15 protein-coding genes are annotated in these 22252 nt (G+C 47.3%); 7 read left to right on the plus strand and 8 right to left on the minus strand.

The features are described from left to right. Window positions 1–62: 62 nt before the first annotated feature. The 4 genes from PPHA_RS14640 to PPHA_RS08360 all read right to left on the minus strand — a co-directional run bounded on the left by PPHA_RS14640 (window position 63) and on the right by PPHA_RS08360 (window position 10604). The gene (locus PPHA_RS14640; protein WP_190273981.1) at window positions 63–8498 is read right to left on the minus strand and encodes a choice-of-anchor I domain-containing protein; all 8436 of its coding nucleotides are present in this window, start codon (window positions 8496–8498) and stop codon (window positions 63–65) included. A 353-nt stretch (window positions 8499–8851) separates the two neighbouring features. Next, window positions 8852–9115, minus strand: a complete 264-nt coding sequence (locus PPHA_RS08350; RefSeq protein WP_012508409.1) for a hypothetical protein — start codon at window positions 9113–9115, stop codon at window positions 8852–8854. A gap of 72 nt (window positions 9116–9187) precedes the next feature. Then, a complete protein-coding gene (locus PPHA_RS08355) occupies window positions 9188–9850 on the minus strand; it encodes a GNAT family N-acetyltransferase (protein ID WP_012508410.1) in 663 nt (220 codons plus the stop codon). A 25-nt stretch (window positions 9851–9875) separates the two neighbouring features. Then, window positions 9876–10604, minus strand: a complete 729-nt coding sequence (locus PPHA_RS08360; RefSeq protein WP_223293886.1) for a lysophospholipid acyltransferase family protein — start codon at window positions 10602–10604, stop codon at window positions 9876–9878. 262 nt (window positions 10605–10866) lie between these two features. Here PPHA_RS08360 and PPHA_RS08365 point away from each other — a divergent pair, with 262 nt between their 5' ends. Then, window positions 10867–12327, plus strand: a complete 1461-nt coding sequence (locus PPHA_RS08365) for an SLC13 family permease (protein WP_012508412.1) — start codon at window positions 10867–10869, stop codon at window positions 12325–12327. A gap of 116 nt (window positions 12328–12443) precedes the next feature. Here PPHA_RS08365 and PPHA_RS08370 read toward each other — a convergent pair whose 3' ends face one another. Then, a complete protein-coding gene (locus PPHA_RS08370; protein WP_041526489.1) occupies window positions 12444–13517 on the minus strand; it encodes a metallophosphoesterase in 1074 nt (357 codons plus the stop codon). A gap of 502 nt (window positions 13518–14019) precedes the next feature. Between PPHA_RS08370 and PPHA_RS15105 the strand changes: the two genes are divergently transcribed. The 3 genes from PPHA_RS15105 (at window position 14020) to PPHA_RS08385 (ending at window position 15728) form a co-directional block, all read left to right on the plus strand. Then, the gene (locus tag PPHA_RS15105) at window positions 14020–14379 is read left to right on the plus strand and encodes a hypothetical protein (protein ID WP_012508414.1); all 360 of its coding nucleotides are present in this window, start codon (window positions 14020–14022) and stop codon (window positions 14377–14379) included. Between the two features lie 206 nt (window positions 14380–14585). Then, on the plus strand, window positions 14586–14903 hold the full coding sequence (locus PPHA_RS08380) for a DUF6794 domain-containing protein (RefSeq protein WP_012508415.1): 318 nt from the start codon (window positions 14586–14588) through the stop codon (window positions 14901–14903). Window positions 14904–15146: 243 nt separating this feature from the next. Further along, the gene (locus PPHA_RS08385) at window positions 15147–15728 is read left to right on the plus strand and encodes a helix-turn-helix domain-containing protein (RefSeq protein ID WP_012508416.1); all 582 of its coding nucleotides are present in this window, start codon (window positions 15147–15149) and stop codon (window positions 15726–15728) included. Between the two features lie 169 nt (window positions 15729–15897). On the opposite strand, the gene PPHA_RS08390 is transcribed toward PPHA_RS08385, so the two are convergent. Then, window positions 15898–16950, minus strand: a complete 1053-nt coding sequence (locus tag PPHA_RS08390) for an NEL-type E3 ubiquitin ligase domain-containing protein (RefSeq protein WP_012508417.1) — start codon at window positions 16948–16950, stop codon at window positions 15898–15900. A 174-nt stretch (window positions 16951–17124) separates the two neighbouring features. Further along, window positions 17125–17670 carry a pyruvoyl-dependent arginine decarboxylase gene (locus PPHA_RS08395; RefSeq protein ID WP_041526792.1) on the minus strand — a complete coding sequence of 182 codons (546 nt, stop codon included), beginning with the start codon at window positions 17668–17670 and terminating at the stop codon, window positions 17125–17127. A 396-nt stretch (window positions 17671–18066) separates the two neighbouring features. Between PPHA_RS08395 and PPHA_RS08400 the strand changes: the two genes are divergently transcribed. Continuing rightward, window positions 18067–19221: a hypothetical protein gene (locus PPHA_RS08400; RefSeq protein WP_012508419.1), complete on the plus strand. Its 1155-nt coding sequence runs from the start codon at window positions 18067–18069 to the stop codon at window positions 19219–19221. 72 nt (window positions 19222–19293) lie between these two features. Here PPHA_RS08400 and PPHA_RS15110 read toward each other — a convergent pair whose 3' ends face one another. Then, window positions 19294–19446, minus strand: a complete 153-nt coding sequence (locus PPHA_RS15110; protein ID WP_012508420.1) for a DUF2934 domain-containing protein — start codon at window positions 19444–19446, stop codon at window positions 19294–19296. Between the two features lie 310 nt (window positions 19447–19756). Between PPHA_RS15110 and PPHA_RS08405 the strand changes: the two genes are divergently transcribed. Both PPHA_RS08405 and PPHA_RS08410 read left to right on the plus strand, forming a co-directional pair. Further along, entirely contained in the window at window positions 19757–21328 is a 1572-nt protein-coding gene (locus PPHA_RS08405) for a CHAD domain-containing protein (protein WP_012508421.1), read from the plus strand. Then, window positions 21325–22074, plus strand: coding sequence for a ParA family protein (locus tag PPHA_RS08410; protein ID WP_012508422.1), 750 nt, complete (start codon window positions 21325–21327; stop codon window positions 22072–22074). Before PPHA_RS08405 ends, PPHA_RS08410 begins: the two co-directional genes overlap by 4 nt. The last annotated feature ends 178 nt before the right edge of the window (window positions 22075–22252 follow it).

Below are 22252 nucleotides of genomic sequence, written 5' to 3' on the forward strand. Positions count from 1 at the left end.
ACAACAAGGGAGCCCGAACGAACGTTCGCAGCAATGTGCCCAGGCTCCCTTCTTGCCTCAAATCAAAAAATCAGCCATGCGAGGATTCCAAGCGCACCAACTCCAGCCAAAACTGTGCCTGTGCTTGTACCACCATTGTTGTCAGCAAAGGGATCTGCGCCGGTTGTAAAGTCGTAAGCCGTGCCTCCTGCGTAGTGATTGCCTGAATTGTCATAAATGGAACCTTCTCCAAAGGTGACATAATATTGCGTTTGATATTTCAGATCTGCCGTCGGATTGATCGTCAACATCGTGCCTGAAATTGTCAGATTGGCACTTGTCGCCGCATTATAGCTTTCCACAACTGCTCCACCTGGTGAGCCACTGTGGATTTCTATCGTGCCACTTCCCTTCTGAATTGCTTCGCTGAAAATAAGCTCAATGTTGCTGCCAATGGCAACTCCTGCTGCACCATCCACAGGAGTGAACGTCACGACCGCAGGCGCCGTAGTATCCGTCACGGTCAGGGTGAACATATCGCTTGCTGTAGCTCCACTTTCATCGGTGGCCGTCACCTTCACCTCAATAGAACCGACATTGGAGTGAGTTGGTGTGCCACTGAAGGTCATCGCCACCGGATACGGGGTATCACCACCCTGTTCAGGATCGTAGCCGATCAGCGGATCGTACGTTGCCGAATCGTAGCTGGCAACACCGTTCAGGGCGGCGTAGGTGTTGTACGAACTGACGTCCCAGGTGGTCGCGTAGCCCGTCCAGCCATCTTCCAGTGTTCCCCAGTCATCCCACGACAGGCCAAAGTCTTCGCCGTACAGGTAGCGGCTCGCTGCGATTTCGTGCTCCACATTCATACCGTCGCCGATCATCAGGATGATGTGCTCGGCTCCCGCGTTCTCGGCAGCGTTCATCATCGCCGTGTAGATCTGCGTATTGTCGATGATCTCTGTGCCATCGTAAATCTGGCCCGCAAGCTCGCCGAAGTACGTCGCTCCCGCGCCACGCGCCGTGACCGTCACCAGTTCGTTGGTGTGGCCACCCGATGCGTAGGTCACGTCTGTACCCACTACACCAAGATTGCCGACGCCCAGCACGCTCTCGTTGCGCATGTAGCTGTTCGAGTGGTCGCTGGTTACAATCACGAGTGTGTTCGACCAGTCGATGCCATTGGAGCCCAGATCAACAAAGCTTTCCACTTCCGTCACCGCCAGATCAAGGTCATAGACGCCGCCAATCATGGCTTCGTAGTCATTGGCGTGGTTGCTCCAGTCGATGTCGCCCTGCTCGAACATCACGAAGAAGCCGTCGGCATCCTGGTTCAGCACACTCAGCGCCGCGTTGGCCATTTCAGCCATCGTCGGGTCTTCGTCAATCGCCGGAGTGCCGTCGCCCGTGCTGCGCGTAATGCTTACCGTGCCCGGCGTATCCTCGACATTGTAATACTCGAAGTTGCCGCCTGAGGTACCGAACAGGCCAAAGAGCCTCTCGCCGGATGAAAGATCAACGGTTGCTGCTTCTGCCGCCAGCGCGTCGCCGCCGTCAACTCCCGCTTTGCGCTCCACGAACTCCACCTTTTCGGTGTAAGGTTTCACCGTGCCATTGTGAAAGGCATCGTACTCGTCGTTGAAGCCGTTGTTGTCTGCATCCGAGTCGGTATCTGTCGGCGTCTTCGACACCCCCGCCTTTGCGAAATAACTGTCCAGGCCTGCTCCAATAACCACTTCCGGTTTCGTCTCCGTCAGTATCTCATGCGAAATAGCCCAGGTATTGCCACGATTCACATTGTGACTTACCACCCCTGCTGGCGTGGCATGTGAGAACTCCACCGTGCTGGCTACACCAATGGCGAAGCCGTAGTCCGCACGAAACGTTTCGGCGATAGTCGTCAACGCTCCGCCCACAGGATCCCCCGTCGTCCACGAGAGGTTGCCCGCGTCGGTCTTCTCGCCTGTCACCATCGCGGTAATTGCCGAAGCTGAGTCAGTCGAACGTTTTTCTGAACCGCCTGTCAGGAAGTACGCTTCCATCGTCTCCTTATCGTGGTGCGATGCACTGAAGGTCAGCCATGAAGGCAGCGCAGATCCATCCGCCAGCGTCGCCGTATAGGTCAGGCTGTCATTCTCATCAACATCCGTGAACGCATCGGCCAGAACTCTGTAATCAAGAGTTCCATCTTCCGAAACCGTTACGTTTTCAATTTCCCTACCAGTATCTGGATTGAGCACTGCTTCCTCCCTTTCGTTTAGATTTTGAATACGAAGATCTTCCGATGCCGATGTATCAGCCTGGTCATACGCCTTATCGGCGGTCGCATGGAATGTTTCCATATATGTTTCAAATGCAGCCTGTTCACCTACTACCGTCGCACCACCCGGAACGTTTGCCGGAACTGTGAAATCGAGGCTTTCATCAACAGCAGCGCTCAGCGTATAGCTGCCATCATCTTCAACGGTGATGTAGCGGAAATTGCTGCCGTTAGCCTTCATCGGATAGCCGTCGCCGCCATTGGCAAGGAAACTCAGAGTCACGAGCGAGATGGTGTCCGGTACATCGCGGAGCAGCTCCCCGTCATTGTAAAGGTTGATGTGATAATCATCGCCGACCAGCGAAATGTCGCTGACCCTTGAGCCTGCCGGATAATCGGGGTCCCAGGAGAAGGAAACGCCACCGATCTGCGGGAAACGCCCCTGAAGGGTGCCTGCTGCAACTCCATGTTCGAGAATAGCTTTGAGTCCTTCCGCAGTCGTATCGAATATCATCAACTGGTTGTTAAATCGCAGCGAGTTCTCGACATCGAGTTGGGAAACCGAGCCATCGGTCGGTGGCAGTTTATCGACTGTACCGTCAACCGGATCGGGCGCGGAGATCGTACCGATCTGGGCCCTGATGCCGCCTCCATTCTTGAGCGAAACAACAAAAGTATCCGCAGCGGCTTCACCCATCGCCAGTTCAGCAGCATAGGCGTTGGCATCGGCAGAAAGATCGCCAAGGTTGCTCTCTTCGGATCGGACCGTTGCCCGTTCACCTTCGAGATAGACATCGGAGTAACCGTACACATTGGCATCCTTGACGTTGATCACCTCCTGCACTGCCGTAACCAGACTTTCGACAGCATCTCCCCTGGTACCTTCAGCAAACGCAGTGGTGTCGAGTTCTTCGACGGTAACACCCCATGCTTCAGCCACATTCACATCGGTGGCCGCATAAGCACCGTTGATGGAAATGTTCTCAGCAAGGCTGCTGGTGATGATGTGGCCATCGGCGTCGAAATCGACCACAAGGCGACCGAGGTAGGTGAACTCGTTGTCGGTGTTGACGATCAGGGTGGTGTTGCCATCCTTGTCGCTCATTTGGAGCGGATAGGTATCGGCGAAGGTTGCGGCATGGCCCTCAAAGGCGACCGCTTGGTCATCGGCATCACCGAGGCGGGTATTTGATCCGGCAGCAAGAATGATGTCCACGCCTGAGAGTTTACCCGCAAGGCTCTTCTCGTTGGCGATTACCTGAAGATGCGAGATGAGGATAATCTTGTTTACCCCCTGTGCAATGAGATCGTCAATCACCGGCTGCAAGGCCGCCGCAAGAAGGTCCATGTTATCGGAACCGGTGCTGCCATCATCAACCACAGTACCGGAGGGTGAAGAGATGACCCGAAGCAACTGGGTTGTTGCGCCCACAAGTCCAATCTTTTCACCGTTCTCGGTGATAACCGCCGATGGAACGATCTTGCCGTTCAGGGTCGATGCTTCCTCCAGACCGTCGATTGCCGTGGTATCGACAAAGGTGCTTCTCAGGTCGCTGTCACCCGAAAAGTCGAGGTTTGCGGAAATGAAGGGGAAATCAGCTCCGGTCGAAGCGGGGGTAACGGCGTCTTTCAGCACTCTCGAACCGAGATCGAACTCGTGGTTACCGATTGCCGATGCCTCGACACCGATGGCGTTGTGAATGGCAATATCCACCGCGCCAATCGGCACCGTAGCCGTCGGAGCGAGACTGGAGCCGTTAGCCTCGTTCAGTTCGTCGATGACGCTGCTGTCGGTACCGGCGGCAAGGAAGGGGCCGGGAATGAAGTTGTCGCCACCGGCCAGCGTGATGCTGTTGGCGTATTCGTCTTCAAATTTATCAACCAGAGCGGCAAGGTTCGGCGCTGTTTCGGAGGCAAGCAGACCCGCCTCGGCATCGGCAAAGTGGAGAAGCTGAAGGGTATAGGTCGGAATCGCATATTCCGGAAGAGAATAAATCGCAAGACCAGGCGTCGTTTCACTGGAAACAATAAGCATTCCGTCGCCGGTGGTCAGCCCTTCAGGAGCCACAAATCCGGTATCTCCTTCGACATCAATAAGGTCGAGATAGCTGACATTGTAAGGGTTGGTGACATCGAAAACCACCACACTATTGGCACGCTCAAGACCGACATAAGCATAAACATGACCTTCAACTTCGGCAAGTGTGACATTTTCAGGCTCTGTACCCTTGTCATCCGAACGGCCATCATCATAGACACCGGCAGCAATTGCCGCCTGTTCGATCAAGTCGCCACTGTCATAGACAAGGTTCCCCTTGCTGTCCATGATAGAGATCGAGCGCCCACCGAAACCAATGACCTGTTCGGGAGCTTCGTCTGCAGCAGATTCATCAGAGAGATAGACCTCCGTATTGACCGTCTTGAGGCGACCGATCTCCCCGCTCTTGGTTGCTTCATCCTGCAGGTACTGATTCAGTTTCGTAAGATCGTCGTAATCGACAAGGCGCGTTTCATCTGACCAGAAAGCATCATTCGACAGCCAACCGTACTTCAGTGTCAGGAAAAATTCATCATCCGTTTTCACATAATGGGCAGCGGGGTCACTATTGTCTGAAAGAGTGATAAAAAGGGATTCGCCAGTCAGTGGATCGATAATGGTGTCGACCAGCGTAGCCCCTTCAGGAAGCGTCTTCGTAATGGTGAGATATTTCTTGTTATAGGCTGACTCAACGGTGAAATTCGCCACGTCGGAACGTATGCGGCCATCACCTTCGTTGGCCATGATCACGAAGGTCTCGCCGTTGAACTCGTAAGAATCAACGCCATCAGGCATACGCATACCGTAGAATGAACGGTAACCAGGATCGATGCCGCCATCCTTGTCCGAGGTATCAACAGCGAGTGTGTTATACCCGATCTCGACAAGAATGTTGTCGGCCCGTCCCTCCACATGCAGAAAATCGTTATCAAAGGCTACCACCAGTGAGCCATCCGCCTTGAGCGCCAGACCTTCGCTCTTGTCGAAGCGCGCATCGATACCCAGCGAAGGAATGTTCAGCAGCTCGTTTTTGTGTACAAAGGTTACCTCTCCGGCAAGCGCATCAGCAAGACTCTCGGTATGAGCAAGCTCGGGCTGAGTCACCCCGTCGCCAAGCAGCTCTTCCCAACTGTGACCATCCTGCCCAATGGTGTAAGCGAGCGTATCGGTCGCACCGGTAAGATCAACTTCGAAAATCGATTTGTTCGCATTCGACGTTGCCCCTGAATCGCGCTCGATCACATAAAAGAGATCACGTTCGGCATCATAGACCGCATCACCGATCTTGTCCTGCCCCTTCTCGCCGCTCAGTGCGTAGAGATATTCGTGAACGGCCTCACCGCTAACCGGATTGACCGCCACAATGCGAATGACCTCCTGATTGTCATAACCGGCCTGATGCAACGGGCTCTGAATAAAGGTGTAGAGCAATCCATCCTTGCTGTTGTACGCCATCGCCTCGAAACCACGATTGTTGTTGATCGTACTGTAAATGGAGGGCAGCGTCTGAAGCGTGTATTCCGGTATGTCAGCATAGCCGATGTTGGTTGCTGCAGAAAAAACGATACCGGCTGGCACAATACGTTTAACCAGATTGCCGGTAGCAACATCGAACAAGGCAATCTGCGGACCGTATTCGTCTGCCACAGCAAAAACAGGATTACCGCCGTTCAGGCCAGCGATCGTCAGGTGCAGGATCGATTCGGTATCAAGGCCGAACTGGTCTTTGGCGAGCAACTCATAGGTGTTATAACCATCGGCATCTTTGCCGATAAGCTGGTATGCCGCATCGTTTCGGTCAAGCTCACTGAGACCAGTGGCATTTCTGAAACCACCCGCACCATCAGGCACCTTCAGGGTTGTGCTGCCAAGCGTGACCACTTCGCCATTGACCTGACCCAACTTGTACACCGTGATGGGGAAATCCGGATCGTCGAAAATTTTACCCCCTTTTGCCGGGTCGGCAGGATTGTCACCTGCACGATCACCGATACTGGCCGCCTGCGGGCCGCGATCGGTGATGGTATAATAGATATCATACGCCGTCCCGTCGATCGTCTCCTTGCCATCATACCAAAGACCCGAAAGGCCACCTGCAGTCACCTCTCCATTATCGACAACACCATCATGATCGAAGTCCGGCCTTTCCCCAGGGTAGGTAATGTCAAATTCAAAGGTCGTCGCTTCGGGGGTGCCACGATCCCAGTCCTTGAGCCCAACAGGATTGATTGCGGTAATCACTTTTTTAACCAGATCGACCACGGCGATGGCATTGTTCTCCTGAAGCGTCACATAGGCTTTGGAACCGGAAATGGTGACATATTCAGGCTCCATATCTTGCGACACCAGATTTCCGATCACTCCATCGGCAGCATCATCACCGGAAAAGCGAACCCCTTTGTTACGCAACTGCTCGAGCTGATCGTTCCATGCGTCAAACCCGAGGGTCGTCACGACCGACGATGATGGAGTCACCGGGTTAACCTCGATAATCGAGATGGTACCGACCGGATCCATCGAGTCATCATCGGTACCGTAGAACAAGTTCGGTTCACCTTCATTGGCAGTCACGAGCAGTGTGCCTGAGGCGTTGAACGTAATCGAGTCTGGCAGAGAACCTACCGTCACCTGACCTGCGGAGTGTATGCCGGTAGCATCTGTCGTAAAAAACTGCACCAGACCGTTGGCATGGTAGGTGGCGGTACTCCCGGCAACCGTGGCTAACTGATCCACGGCAACCGCAATTAGCCCGTCAGCATTGACTGCAACGCTCTGGGCATTACCAGCCAGCGTTATGGTCCTTACACGTATAGGCCTCGAGGGATCGGCAAGGCTGACAACGTACAACTCGTTGCTGCCACCAATGACGAACGCCGTTTTACTTCCCGAATGGTAGGCGGTGATTTCAGAACCCGGAAGCTCTATTGATCCGATGAGAACATGTTCTCCGATAGTGATACCCATTGCATCTCCGTAAAGTTGGTAATGTTGAAAAGGGGTGAGCCCGTACTCCACTGCGAGCATCTCTCCGAGATCATCGCTCGTCATCTCTTCCCAAAAATCTGGAATGGAAATGGTGGTGTTATTGTCAGCCGTCATACTGTCCATCCAGAGCGATTGCAGTGCTCCAGCAAGCTGAATCTTCATGGCATCACCGGAAGCGGCCAACCCCTGTATGGTGGCCAGGGTTGTTGCATCAGGCTCTTCGTCTCCCATATAATGCGCGGCCATGGCAGCGGCAAAAAGCGGTGCCACCTGGGCGGCACTCTCCTGTGTGATGCCGAAGGTGGTCATGAGATAGTATGTCGCCAATTGCACAAGACCGGTATGCAGAAAATTGGTGGCGTAGGCCTTGAAGGTGTCGAATTCGCCAAGATCGTAATTAATCTCTGACACTGACGTTGAGGAGACCTCCACACTTCCATCCCCGTTGATTGTCACCGTCCGGACAGGGCTCGGCCTGGTGACCAGCGAACCAGTCTCGATTTCATAAAGCCCGCTATCGGTAACCTGCACAATATCGTTGGCATGGTAGTGGCCGGTAAAAATCATGCTGAGGCCCGCTTCGGCAAAATCATTCGCCAGATTCACGCTGTCGTCGATCACATAGTCACCGAACAACTCATCCTGCAGCGAATAGTGCTCTACAAGGTTATGATGCATCATACCGATGACGGTAATCCCCTGAAGCTTAGCCTCGGCAAGCTTTTCGAGCACCCAGGCCTTCGTCGCCGCGCTCAGGCTGCCATCGGTCTCGGGCGCACCGTCGGCGATATTGGTGTCGTATTCGCAACTGTCGATACCGAGGATCCAGAGTTTATCTGATGCCTCGGCGACATAGCTCAGGGAGTTCGGATCGCGGTAGAGGGCTTCACCGTAGCCGAAATCGTCGTAGATGGAGGCAAACTGTTCGGGAGTTACCGATGCAACCGGAGTGGAGCTATCGCCACTGTAACTCATGGCGTCAGGATTGTTGATATCATGGTTCCCTGGAATGACGTAAACCTTGGTACCTGTGGCTTCGATGCCAGCAAGATATGCGGCGAATGCTTCATGGCTTAATTTTTCGCCGTCCTTTGTAAGGTCACCAGAGATGAGAAGGATATTCGGTTTTTCAGTTTTGATACTATTTATAGCGGATTGAAGAATTGCGTCGCTTTCCGCGATCATTTTACGGTCACCGGCGAGATATGCTTCAAAGGCGGACCCTTCCGTACCCAAAGATGGTGAGTAATAATGAGGGTCTGATATAACCGAAATAACGGTTTTGGAGGATGAGGAAGACTGAAGATTTACAAGGAGATTCTGAAGGTAATTCTCTTCATTAAAACCGCTTAAGCCCATTGCCTACTCCAGTTGAGAGATTTATTATAAAATTCAGAGCATTTATTTTTGAAATAAATACCACTTTATACGCTTAGATATATTGAGTTATCGTAACAGTATCGTTGCGATTATGTTAAATGAGCTATCCCGAATACAAGACGACGAGTGACATGATGGAACATACCCCCGCGCGCCCACTATATACTTGTAGAATACAGTGCACACTAAACACTCCCAATGCGGATGTTCTACTCTTTATTCAAGTCAGTTACAATAACAGCGCCATGAAAGCGTCTGTCAGGAAAGACCACCCGACCCTTGGAATTGATGACGATATGGGGGTACGATGCGTTTTCCAGCAGGCGAAGAAGCTTTATCAAATCTTTTTTTCCGGCAGGTTTGATAATGATATCTGCCAGAGCCTCGACTTTTTTGACATCATGATTTTTCAGCTCTTCCTGCAAAAAAAACTCACCTTTTATTTCGGCCCTCAATTCATCAAGACGCAACATGACACACTCCGTTTAATTAATGACGCATACAAGCGTTCATCCTATGGGCCGGAAACATCGGCAATTCTGTTTTTACCCTCTCGTCATCTGTGAAAGAGCAGCCTTACGCTCAAAAATCCCCCTGAGACCATCGGTCAGTTCACGGTAAATCCTGCTTCTGCTATCTTTGATGCGGCTGTAAAGCTTGATAATATCGAGCATCAGAATGATACGAGTTGAACTGCAGTTCAACTCACCAAACACATGCGTTCCAACTACCTCAAAACCGAGCACTCTTGTATGAAAATTCAGGGGAGAGTGCACCTCACCAGCAAACACATCGGTAATAAAATGGGTATAATCACGCTCGATAACCTCTTCTGTAGCCGCCCGCATAAGCTGAAGAGCTACCCCTGGTTTTCTTCGAAACTCTTCAAGAATCATGAACCTGCCAATTTCTGCATATCGACCTGCACTTTTCAACTTTTCGATGGTCATACCCGGCATAAACTTAACGTCGTACTCTTCAGGCAGATCAAATGAGGGGTCATAAAGCAACCGAAGCACACCCGCAGGACGACCATCAATTTTTGCCAGAAACCATGAAAAACCTCTATTCCCTGCAAACTCTTCAGGAATCTGGTTCTGAACCGAACTGATCCATTTTTTTTCTTCACAAAAAACTTGCCTGATAACTTCGAGAGCGCTGGCACGATCGGCAGCACTTTCAATCCTGATGACGGTTACACTGGACATAGAGGCTCCTTTTTTTTTTGGTTCTCTAAGAAAAGCTGCGTCTGTTCCGGGGAAAAGGTTCTTGATAAAGTTTGCCGGAGAGTTCTGCAATGCAATGCATAATCTCATGGGTAACCTCAGCGGCCATCTGGTTCAGTTCAGAGCGCTGAGTGCTGCAACCCGAAAGAGAGGAGATCATGGCACGGTATCTCTCCGTCCGCTGCTGAAACACAATCGGCTGACCAATCCTGACGATGGTTCTGCCGAGCACCGGAATTTTTCCTTTTGTAATTCTGCAGTTGAAATCAATTCCAACGGGAACAACAGGTGATCCGCTCTGCAAGGCTATATGACCCACACCCGATTTTCCCCTGAGCAGCGTTTTCGAATCCCTATTACGTTTTCCTTCCGGAAAAATCCCTATGCTGCGACCTGCCCGAAGTTTCTCCGTACAACGCTCTATGGCATCAGCGGAAGGCGCTGTAGGCCTTATGGACTCTATACTGGAGAGGGTGGATCGTTTGTGATAGACATAGACAGGATCGAACAGATTCATCAAAAAGCCAAGAATAGGCACTTTGCCATACATCCAATCAATAACAAAACTGATGCTCCTGCCACCGAGATGATACATGAGCAGCGCCGGTACCATCAAGACTTCGAAAGAATTATTGTGGTTGAAAACATAAATGCTCGCGCATTCAGCTTTGGCAAGATTCTCCACTCCATAGACCCTGGTTAACAGAAAATTGGGAAGCATAAAAATCCTCAACAAAAGAGCCCTGCTTCGAGACAAGAAGGGAAGCGGCTTGAAAAAACGGTTACAGTTGTTTTTCAAAAGAGTCTTTCATTTACCAGTAGAATGACCTAAGAGAACGGTGAACTACACAATTGTAAAAAACAAAAATAGTGTTGGGGAAGAGTTACGGTACTGCAACGATTCCGGAAACTCTTTTTTGGCTCCTTGCAATGGCAGAACTAACCGGTACTATGAGAAAACAACGTAGTAGTATGATGAAGTAAAAAGAGTTGCAACGATGAATCTGCTTCAGAACAGCACTATTATACTGACCGGATTTCTGCTTTCGGAAATGCTTGTGGCTGCGAGGATGCATCACCGTCTGATTCATTTTCTTCTCCGCCACTCCGGCAAAAACCTGGGCACCCTTTTGACGGCGATTCTTTTGATCTCCTATACACTTTCGATCTTTATCTCCCATACCATCGTCCTGATATCCATGATTCCCATCATCAACCGTATGCTTTCGCTTGTAGAGCATAACGATGAGAGGAGGGTTGCAGCATCGTTGTTTTACCTTGCACTCACTTTCGGTTCCAATACCGGAGGAATGGCTTCCCTTACCGGAAGTCCGCAAAACATGTTAGCCATTACCCTGGCAGAATTCTTTACTTTTGAGGGCCGAAACATCATCACTTTTTTTTCATGGCTTGGAGTCGGAGTTCCGGCAACACTGATTCTTCTTTTTTGTGGATGGGTTATCATTCTTGTCACGGCAAAACCATTCTGCATTCCATCACTCTTTTCCGAAAGCAGCGACAAGCTGGCTGTTTTACCTCATAAGCCTCTGCTCTTCCTCATAGGCAACCTTCTGCTGATCAGCACATTGAGCGCCCTGCAATTTTTGTATACACCAGCACCAATTTTCTTCACTCTCAACACCATCGACCTTGGCTTTCTGCTCTACGGAACCGCATTTCTCTTTGTTGCCTTAATCCTGCCAAAAACAAAGATCAGCCTGAGAGCGCTTTTCATGAACACCATCTTTCTTCTGCTGCATCTTTTTCTATTTCCTCTGATCTTTATCAGCCGACTCTGCCGCGAACTGGAATCCCGCATGGGAGTGCCGATGAAAAACAGTTACGGGGCAATCGATAACTTGATTCTGCAAATAGTTCAAAGGGTCTGGACCCGTTGCTTTCGTGAGCCGATAGCAAACCTTGATAGCCCTAATGCAAACTCAATGCTTTCAATCAACCTCATCATGAAGGATCTTCCCTATTTTGGAATATTCCTGCTCAGTATCGTGGGGATGATTTTGTTTGGCTTGCTCAAGGCATGGGATAATCCAGCAACTCCGGAGCTTGACAGCTCTCTGCTGACGTTGACAAAATCAACGATACTCAAGACAATTCCACCAGTCAGCAATCATTTTCTCCAGTTGCTCTCCCTGATAATCGTCATTATTTTTTCTTCTGAACTGTTGAGCAATACGGCTCTGATACTCATATTTACGCCATTGAGCAGCGACCTTGCCCTGCTGACCTCCCTGTCACCAATTATGATGCTGCTGACCATAACCATTGCCGCTTCGAGCGCTTTCATGACGCCGGTTGCAACTGCGGCAAATACGCTTGCATTCGGTGGAATTGAGCATGTTTCACTCAAAATGATTCTGCTACCCGGTTTGTTTATGAACCTTGTCGCTGCACTCTGGACAGCCCTTCTCTTTTCTCTCCTTACAGGGCTTCTGTCATGATATGCACCTGCAACAAGCTCCTCGTTTTATCAGAAAAGCTTGTGAGCGGTAATCGACGACCAGATTGAGGATGAATCATCCGTATGCAAGCCTCTGAACCATTTTGCTGTGGCGCTTCAGGCAAGAAGATGAAGGCGGGAAAATACATAATCGAGAGAGTCCTCGTTCAGCACAATCCTCGAGAAACCGGTCGAAGCGAGTTCCATGGGCCGATTGTCCCTCTCACTGATAAACTTCCTGTTCTGCTTGCCGTTATACCAGTAAACAAGCCGAATGGTACTGCCCTCAATTTCAAGGGCAGTGATGCCCCGTTTTCCAATGGTGCAGCCGGAATTAAAGACACTTGGAATAGTGATATTATTGTAAATACCGCTGCGGAGTCCGATTACTTTACCCTTTTTATAACAGCCATCAAGCTCAGCTTTCAACTCGACGATTTTCTGCTTGATTGTTGTGCGTTTTTCATTGTCAGCGGAGGAGTATGCCCTGCAGAGCTCTTCAATCCTGTAATTTAAAAAATCAGCTTTTGAAAGTGATTCAAACAAGGGCCGATGAGTATGACCAATAATTGAAACAATCCTGGAGTGGTTTGAAAACTCATAAATTGATTGCTCAATAGCAAACCTTTTTCGACTGTTATAGGCAACAGAGGTGTTCCTTATTCCGAGAGGTTTAGCTAAATAGCGCAGAAAAAATATAATCGTACGGCTGAGTATGGAACAGGTTTGCCACAAAAATAACGCCGCCTGATGGCCATGAAAGAGTAGAAGTGTATCATGGCCATAATGAAATTTAACGGATTCGACAAGCGATGAAGCAAGTCGATACTCTTTTTTGTCAAGAAGTGCTGCATCATGGTTTCCCCAGGTTTTCAGGAAAAAACCATGGCGTTCAAATTTGAGAAAAAGATCATAAAATTCATTCCACTGCGATGCAATACTTTCAAGAGAGAACTTGAACAACTCCTCAACATCACCATTAAGGACAAGACTGAATTTTTCAGGTAAATAATATCTCTCAAGCATGGCTTTAACCAGTCCTGAATTTTGCCGGAATTCATCGAGCCTCCCGCCATTTCCCATGTGCAGATCACTGAGGACAAGCACTTTCGACGAATGATCAAGGGTAACCGGTTTTGCTCTTTTGAGCAGACTGTCAAGATGAGGATGTTTTTTTATTTGAGGGATCATGGCATTGAATGCATTACAAAAACAGCACATCGAGATATGAAATCAAAACATTGAAGTCTGTTTTAGTTTGCATCCTCGTAGCACAGAAAAAAACAAAAACTGATTATTTTTATTATTTTTTTTTGAATAGACAAGTTCTTGTTGTTTACAGTAACTTCCCATTAACTGATTATACAATAAGGAGTTTACGTTATTGAATTATACACGGCTTATTTTTTGGCATTTCAAACGCTGATTATTTTTTCCATAAATTAATCACTGTATTATTAAGAATACGTAAATTTTGTAATAGTATACTATTTCACAATACTATACTATTTTTTGTCACAACAATGTAAAATCAGGATCCAACAATTGGATTTAAAAAATTATTATTGTTTTTTATTTTGTGTAATTATACATGTTACTCATTGCAACCTAAAGGGAAATCAAGTTGGGCTGAGCACACAATAATAGCACAATATTAGTATTCCATCAGTTTTATCTGCTAAAAAAAAGAACAATGAGCGACATTAAACCCTATAAGATCGTCATAGAGTGGTGCGGTGAAGAAGATTTTTATTTCAGTTGCGATTCCACTCGTTCTGATATTGAAAAAACGGGGAATAGTCCGATTACCAATGAGGCTAAAACGTTTCCCTTCATGGCACAGGCTATGGGCAATGTCCTTAGAAAACTGCGAAAAGAGCACATTTCTTTTCCTTTTTTTCTTGTCGCTCTCGCTATTAACCATCGCAATCTACTCCATGAAATAGACCAACTGCTGCATCTTCTTCACCATCACCTCGAAAAAGAGCAGGTTCCTGGAACTTTTTTCTGCCATATCTCTTCATCAAAACCGAAACTATCTTCAATCTCCTGATTAAAAAGCTGATAGTCAGCATTGTATGGCAATATCTATCTACTTGCAGGCGTTTCAACCGCTCTGTTAATTCTTTGAAAACAACAAGGAGATGAAAACAGACTTGCTCATTGTTTTCATATATTCGTCTCGAAATTTACTGGCATGTCATAGAGTGACAATGATATGCAACAATAAAAAAAACTATCGCAATCCTTTTTCTGATTATGCATAATAGATTACCGTGGCCACAAACAATCAATGATGCTGCAGAACGGATCATTGCCATCATGAATGAGCATGAGAGAACAAAAGTCAGAGCTATTTCAGAAGATAAGTTGAAAAAACTCTGTTTCAGTCTCGGGATATACGTCCGTCATGAACTCGGATTATTCGAGGGTAATGACGCCTTGATAAAAGCATGCGCCATTTCAGAGCATGGTGATTTTGAAAGTTTTCATTTTCTTAACGATCCCGATACAGCATCAGGAGTTATCCTTGAAGCGATCTGGAACAGGCTTCATACGCTGACACCTGACAGATAACTGTTGACACATATGCATCTGTACTGGATTCAAAACAAAGAGCTTATTATAACAGCAATAACATAACATGATACTGGAAGAACTTGTAACAGCTCATCAGTCTTACGACGTCTTTCTTATAACGGTGGGAGATGATATCTTCTTAAGCAAAGTATATTTTCTTTTTTAATGAGCATTTACAAGAGTTCTAATCAATTCACGAATGGATTTCGAACGTAAAAAAATTGTTACTTCAATCTGTATATGAAAGATATTTTATCGCATAACGACTCGCTTGAATTTTTGGTACAAGAGCTTAAAACTGCGAGACTGGAAAAAAATCTTTCTATAGACGATGTGAGCCGGTTGACCAACATCAAAAAAAATTACCTTGAAAATATCGAAAATGGCAATTTCAGTTTTCTCCCAAAAAGCTACGTCTTTGCTTGTATCAAATCATACATGAAGGAGATCGGACTTGAGGGCTTCGAAGCGCTTGAGCAATGCAAAAAGGATCTCCAATTGCACAAACAACTCAACAAGGAAGAGATTGCAAAATCAGGTTCCGAACTTTGCGAAACGAAACCGCAAGAGCAAATAAACCGCAACAACTCGCAGCCAGTAAAGTCCATACTGACTCTGAGCATCGGTATCTTGGTGGGGGTTCTTACAGGCGTCGGATTAAGTTACAGAAACCAGAGTGTGGAAGCGCCGGTTCATCGTCTGCCTGCTACAACTGCAAGGCCATCAGTCAACCCGGTTGATACAAATGACAGAATAAAGCAGCGTTCTGATTCCACAGCAAAAATACAAAGAAAAAAAAGTTTACACGCCCTCATCCCCTGATCAGCGCTGACGGACTCCTCCACAGCACCGATCCTCTCTCCCGGACTTTAATCCTGCACTTCTGCCTCTGTGTCCGATACCAGGAAATAAGACAACAGCCAACTTTGGAAGAGCCATTGCCTTATTCTTTATGATGCGTTACGTTACCTGTACAAAGCAAACAAGGCAGTTACAAGAAACAGTTGCCCTTGAGATTGACAAGCGCGCGAACTTCTTCTTCATGAAAGAGTTGGTCATTCTCCCTGCAAATAAAATCTCCGGAAACTTTCTTCAATGAACCCTCGAGGGTTGTCAAGAGGTTTCCTGAACAGTCGAAATTACCCTTGACCTTTTTCGGAGCGCCATCAAGTGTCACGAGCTGATTCCAGGCACAGTCGAAATTACCCTTGACCTTTTCAGGAGCCCACTTGAGAGAAATCAGTTGATTATTTGAACAATTAAGAGCATCAACTCCCTGAGAAGCGCCTTTCAGGGATGTCAGTTTATTGCTTGAACAATCAAATGTCCCGGCTCGCCTGGGAGCCCCTTTAAGGGTGGTCAGATGATTGCCGGAACAATCGAAGGTGCGATACACTTCCCTGGGACCACCTTTAAGCGATGCCAACTGGTTGCCACTGCAAGAGAAATTTCCCCTGATATCATCGGGAGAGCCTGCCAACGAGTCAAGTTGATTGGCGGAACAATCAAAATCGCCTTGAACTTTTTTCGGCGCACCGAGGAGTGTTGTCAACTGATTTTTTGAACAATTAAAATCGCCACCCACAATCAGAGGCGCCCCTTCAAGTGAGCTGATCAGGTTACCGGAACAGTTAAAATCTCCCTCAACGATGTCCGGGCAAGCCGCGATTACAGTTGTCGTATGAACAACAATCTCTCCTTTAAACAAGGACAACTGGTTTCCGCTACAACAAAAATCACCCATAATAAAAGCCGGACAACCCGCAAGAGAGATCAGTTTATTGTCGGAACAATCAAAATCCCCTTTAACCTCCTCAGGCCCACCTTCGAGTGAAATCAACTGGTTCCCTGAGCAATTAAAATCCCCCTTAATTTTTTTGGGACTCCCGTCAAGTGTTGTGAGCTTATTGCCTGAACAGTTAAAATCCCCCCTGACTTTCTCCGGACACCCGTCAAGCGTCGTTAATCCCTTATTTGAACAATCGATATCACTTTTTCCATCAAGCACTCCCATGACATCGGCAAACGTTACTTCCCTGGTCATATTCTCTCCTCCATTAAAAAAACGATTTATTAAAACCAGAATAACTTATTATCCCCTGGAGATTATTTACACTTTTTATACAGCGCGTTCTTTATAAATGATTTTATAGGTCGCAAAAAAAACGTCCCGCTGGATAATCGTTCTGAAAAAAAACGGGCTAAACCTGCAATAAAACTACGGAAGAAGGACTGCGCAAGAGATAACAGTTGTCCAAAGCCCATTCTCACCCTCTGCGGTTGCCGTAATATTGTAAGAGTTAATGATCTTGTGACTCATTTTGTAAATACCCTCACGCTCATCCCAGTCCTTGTTGGGGTCAAACTCAATACCGAGAGTGGTTGCAAGCATGGTAGCCGCCAAATCTTCAGCATATTCCCCGGATTGCTCAGCGGACTCCCCATAGGGATGGTGTTCCGACAGATAACCATACTGAGTCTCATCAGCCGGAATGGCAACACCAACCGATGCTGCAATCAGGCGGTTATACTCATTGGTTGAATTGCGGGCCATAACGGTAAAGGTGATCTGACCGGGAGTGAGCAGTGTCAGCCCCTCTTCTACACTGATACGTTCACAATGGGGCGGGAAAATACTCGATACGGTAACAAGGTTACATTTCTCGATTTTGGCGTCTCTCAGGGCAAGCTCAAATGAAGAGAGATATTCCTTGTGTCGCCCCACGCCTTTAGTGAAGAATACTTTTGCTGGAACAAATGACAATGCCATGCCTCCGGAATAATTTATGTAACGAATTCGATCTCGTGACTTAACAATAGTTCATACCCGAAAACCGCGTTTATCATACCGCCACAGTAACCTTAGGATATTGTACAATTACACGGAGCTTTTTTACCATCGAATCCTATCATCCCCGTAAAACAAAAACTCATGCAATGACCCTAATCTATGGGCTTTGAAGTTAGGAAGCAATTGTCATTTGTTACAAGTATGAAAACAAATACTCCGCAGGTCAAAAATGTTAAAGTACTCCCAACGGAAGATATATATTAAAATTCTTTGACTCTGACAAGCTGATACCGAATGTAATTCGTTTTTATCATGCAGTTGGAACAAGTCGATCTCGCATAATTCATTTACCTTATTGAAATTAAAACAATGACAACAACCGTAACAAAAGTACTCTTCGCCGATATTATGGGCCATCTTGATGGAAAGGGGGATATAGATTGTTCAAACAGGGGATTAACCTCACTTGAGGGCTGTCCGGGAATCGTAGCAGGGAATTTCAATTGTTCCGGCAACCAACTGACCTCACTTGAAAGTGGCCCTCACAACGTAGGTGGTGATTTTTCTTGTTCGAATAACAAATTGACAACACTTGAGGCTGGCCCTGAAGAAGTTCTTTGGGATTATGATTGTTCCGGTAATCAACTGAACTCGCTCACAGGCGCTCCAAAAAAAGTTCATGGTAACTTCGATTGTTCAACAAATCAGCTCACAACACTCCAGGGCAGTCTGAAAAAAGTCGGTAATGATTTTTCGTGTTCAAATAACCTGCTGACATCACTCAAAGGCGCACCTCATAAGGTTGGTGGCGATTTTTCCTGTTCGGATAACCAGTTGACTACACTTGAGGGCGTTCCTCACGAAGTTGGTGATTTTGACTGTTCCAACAATCAATTAGCCACACTCGACGGAAGCCCGGAAGAGGTTCATGGAGATTTTGACTGCTCACACAATCAGCTTGCTTCACTCGCTGGCGCTCCCCACTTTGTTATTGGCAACTTTTTTTGTGCCGGGAACCCGCTGACATCACTCAAAGGTGGACCAAATTTTGTTTACGGCAACTTTGATTGTTCAAACCATCAGCTCGTTTCACTCAAGGGAGCCCCTAAAGAGGTTGAGGGAAATTTCAATTGTTCAGAAAATCAACTGAGTTCACTTGCTGGGGCTCCTCAGGAAGTTCGTGATTTTGATTGTTCCGGCAATCAGTTGACAACACTCGAAAGTGCTCCTCATAAAGTTAGCGGGAACTTCTCCTGTTCAGCAAACCAATTGACATCGCTCACAGGGGCTCCAAAAAAGGTAAAAGGCTCTTTTAATTGCTCGAATAACCAATTGAGTTCTCTTGATGGGGCTCCAAAAAAAGTCAAAGGGGATTTCGATTGCTCTGGAAACCAACTGACTACTCTTGATGGTACTCTTAAAAAGGTTGGTGGCGATTTTATCTGTGGGGGAAATACCGGATTATTCAGCGAAGATCAGGCTCGGGTAATTTGCTCCATTAAAGGCAACTGCATAACTGTATAACTATTTGAATTGAGATTAAAAAGGCCACCTCTTAAGAGTGGCCTTTTTAAGTGATTAAATAACGAAGAGAGTTTAATCGTTAAGAGACTCTTCCGCTTCAAGCCAGTCTTCAGTATCGGATCCGTGGTTTTCGCCCTTCTCTTTCCAAAGATAATATGCAGCGAGCCGGATCTCTTCCTCACGCAATTCCTGGTTTTCAACAATTGTTTCGTCGTTTTTTTCCATGGTCGTAGTGATTTATAATTATGGCTAATATTCTGTATCAAAAGCGCCCTGATTCTCTCTTTTTGTACCGCAGGAAAAGTTTACCGATTTCTTTCCGCCCTGACAAGTAACACCCTGTTACGTTTCTGATAATTTCTTTTCCCTTTTTCTGGAGCAACTAAAAAAATGTTTACAATAAATTGATGGATTTTCTTTCTTTTTGAATACATATACATAGGAAGCAGAATTAATCTATTTTATTCCGGAACAGTTTTCGTAACCGCATGGAGCTCCCGCTCGTTCGGGCTCTTCCATTTTAAGCAAGAGACGGATGCACACCACCCCGAGAACGGTATATCTGATACTGAATCAGAGCGCTGGCAGTGAGCTGCTGCCTGAAAACCTGCTTCCATCAGGATGGAGCATCAGGGCTGGTTTGTCGCGAAAAGAAGTACGCGAATTCTATGATACGTTTGAGTGGCAAGCGTTCAATGAAGGGATTGCTGTTGTCAAAAAAAGAAGAACCCTTTTGCTTGCTGATCTCAATACCGGCAAGGAAACATCCTCTCTCCCTTTCGCCGGAAGCCCCTCCTCCTTTTTCTCTGACACCCTTCCCTCAAGCCATCTGAAAGAAATACTCACGTCACTAACGACTATCAGGGCGTTCGTCAAGCTTTGTTCCATAGAGGCAATCAGCACCTCATACCGCATTCTGGACGATAACCAAAAGACGATTGCCACACTGACTTCGGAGGTGTTATCTCTTGCAAACAAAGAGAAGCAGGAGCCCTTCGCACATATCTTTTCCCTCTTTCCGCTCAAGGGATTTGGTGATGAGATGGAGCTGCTTGAAAAGTCGTTGTCGAGCAATCACCATGAGGTCAGGGAGCTTTGTTTCAGGGAGCTGTTTGTGCTGAACATGCATGCTGCCGGACGAAACATTCAGGACTACTCCTCTAAAATCCAGCTTGACCTTGATAGCGATGCTCCTGTTCATAACAGTGTCCGCCAGTTGCTTCAATCCACCTTTTCCGTCATGTGTGCCAACGAAGAGGGGATTAAACGGCAGATCGATTCTGAATTTCTGCACGATTATCGTGTCGCCATACGCCGCACCCGTTCAATCCTGAAGCAACTCAAGGGTGTTTTCGATCCCGAGGAAACCACGTATTATCTCAATTTTTTCAGAGAACTCGGAAAACAAACCAGTGCATTGCGCGATCAGGATGTCTATCTTCTCCGACAGGCAACCTATTTCGACTATCTCCCCCCCTTTCTCCAACTATCGCTCCGACCTTTTTTCACTGATATTGCTCTATCCCGCAAAAAACTGCACAAAACGCTCTGCCGCTATCTTGCGTCAAGCGAATACCGGTCATTTCTTGGTGAGTGGGATGCATTTGCCCATAGGCAATCAACTCCTGACCCTGAACGCTCCCCGAACGCTTCACTCTCCACCGGAGATGTGGCCTTGCATACCATAAAAAAAGCATGGAAAAAAGTAATCCGCCACGGCCGTCAGATCAGCAGGGAAACAACTGACGCCGAACTTCATGCGCTGCGCATCGACTGTAAAAAACTCCGTTATCTGCTTGAATTCTTCTCCTCAATTTTTCCTCATAAGAGCGTTGCTCCTGTTATAGGGCAACTGAAAGAACTCCAGGATAATCTCGGTGATTTTGTAGATTATGCCGTTCAACTGCACTTTCTGCGCGAACGGTTGAGCGCACTCTCGCCCGGCAAAGAGGAGCTTTTGCTGGCGGCATCAACGGGCGCTCTCATAGCGACCCTTTTTCAAAAACAGGAAGAGGTGCGCAGTAAATTCCATAAAACCTTCGCATCATTTGACCATGAAAAAACCAGCGAACTGTTTGACGATCTTCTGAACGAAAACCCGAAATGAAAACAATAGCGCTTTACAGTATCAAGGGTGGGGTGGGCAAAACCGCTACAGCGGTTAATCTCTCCTACCTTTCCTCCCTTCTCTCTCCACCAACCCTGATCTGCGATCTTGATCCGCAGGGGGCGAGTTCGTACTATTTCAGGATTACCGCATCTAAAAAATATAACAGCGACAAGTTTCTCAAGGGAAACAAAAAAATCTATCGCAACATCAAGGCCACAGACTATGAAAACCTTGACCTGCTCCCCTCGGACTTTTCGTACCGCAATCTTGACATTGAACTCTCTGAAGAGAAAAAACCTCAAAAAAAACTCAAAAAAAACCTTGAGGAGCTGAGCGATGAGTACCAGTTTATCTTTTTCGACTGCCCGCCAAACCTGACACTCCTCTCGGAAAGTGTTTTTGCAGCCTCCGATGTGATTCTTGTACCCTTGATTCCAACAACGCTTTCGATTCGCACCTATATCCAGTTGCTTGATTTTTTTAAAGCAGGCAAACTCGACAGCACAAAAATTCGTCCCTTTTTCACCCTGGTGGAAAAACAGAAAAAGTTACACAGGGACATCATTGAGGAATTCCGTGATACTCCGGGATTTCTCACCCAGAGCATCCCCTATAATTCCGAGGTTGAAAAAATGGGCATCTACCGAGCACCACTCAATGCCATACTTCCCAATGCCCTGGCTTCAAAAGCCTACCGCAAACTCTGGGAGGAGCTTCACTCAGTGCTTGAAAAAAACAACTGAGACGGTTACTCGGCTTCTTTAATCCCGTTGCATACTCACCTCCCTTTCAGTTTTCACGCTTCCGTAACATTGCCTCTCTGGATTAAAACGCAGATAATGAGTATATAGAAGAACAAGAAAATTGAACTTATCAACCACCCATCAGAAGAAAAATTGATGAAGGAATGGTATCAAAAGG

The organism is Pelodictyon phaeoclathratiforme BU-1 (assembly GCF_000020645.1).
GTDB lineage: Bacteria > Bacteroidota > Chlorobiia > Chlorobiales > Chlorobiaceae > Chlorobium > Chlorobium phaeoclathratiforme.